General features: G+C 46.9%; 1 protein-coding gene. It reads left to right on the top strand.

Annotated elements, in window-relative coordinates; all coding sequences use genetic code 11:
• Positions 1-185 (top strand): hypothetical protein (locus Q1A70_RS20595; protein ID WP_299695930.1); only part of this gene is annotated, 185 nt, incomplete at its 5' end.
• Positions 186-318 lie beyond the last annotated feature (133 nt).

Genomic DNA, 318 nt, shown 5'->3' with positions numbered 1-318 from the left:
CGCCTTGGCAGAGTGGCTATGCAGCGGATTGCAAATCCGTGGACCTCGGTTCGACTCCGGGAGGCGCCTCCATCATTCAGAAAACCAGTCCTAGTGACTGGTTTTTTCGTTTCAGCTGTTTGTTACTGCAATGGGTGCTTTTGCTGCCGACTTCTCTTGTTTTCCGTACTTCTTTCATTACCTAGGCTTGCTATTGCCAAATGAGCACCGTTAGCAAATTCGTGCCGTACTTGTCATTGTGATACCAATCACAGTAAGTAAGTGATCAGAAATAGCGCAGGAAAAATGCTTGAGAACAAGGCGGGATTTTTCGATAAG

Source organism: uncultured Vibrio sp., from assembly GCF_947488985.1.
Taxonomy (GTDB): domain Bacteria; phylum Pseudomonadota; class Gammaproteobacteria; order Enterobacterales; family Vibrionaceae; genus Vibrio.
Note: the sequence above shows the minus strand (reverse complement) of the source record. Positions and strands in the feature narration are given on the sequence as shown.